Origin of the sequence: Leuconostoc sp. UCMA20149 (genome assembly GCF_030400235.1) — a bacterium.
Classification (GTDB): Bacteria; Bacillota; Bacilli; order Lactobacillales; family Lactobacillaceae; genus Leuconostoc; species Leuconostoc pseudomesenteroides.
The window spans coordinates 1-485 of sequence record NZ_VJYC01000048.1 but is presented as its reverse complement, the minus strand read 5'-3'; the positions used below and the strand labels follow the sequence as shown (position 1 = coordinate 485).

Below are 485 nucleotides of genomic sequence, written 5' to 3'. Positions count from 1 at the left end.
CTGGCCAAACTGTTAAGGAACTATTGATAAAATGGTACGTGCCACAAAGGATTCGCGGCGCTTTGCGAATTAAAAAGCATTTTAGTGTGAACAATATTATTGTACCTACCAACTATGAATTACGAACAGGGGATCAGTTGCAGCTTAATTTCGATGCAGATGACTTTCGTACTAGTGAATCAAATTATCTACCCAACCATCAGAAGTCGGTAAATATCATTTTTGAAAATAAAGACTTGGTTGTTATTGATAAACCTGCAGGAATGAAAATGCATCCGCATTCGCCAACGGAAACTGATACTTTGTTGAACTATTTAGCAGGTGAGTTTATTCAGCGAAAGGTCAGTGATCAGCCTTATATGGTTCACAGGATAGATCGAGCAACTTCAGGTTTAGTAATTGTAGCAAAGAACCCCGTCGTGGTACCAATTCTAGATAGAATGTTAGCAGATAAACGGATTGTACGAACTTATGTAACGTGGGTT

General features: G+C 38.6%; 1 protein-coding gene. It reads left to right on the top strand.

The genetic code is table 11. The features are described 5' to 3' along the window. Positions 1 to 485, top strand: a 485-nt coding sequence (locus FF105_RS11575) for a pseudouridine synthase (RefSeq protein ID WP_290046934.1), incomplete at both ends; no start/stop codon positions are given.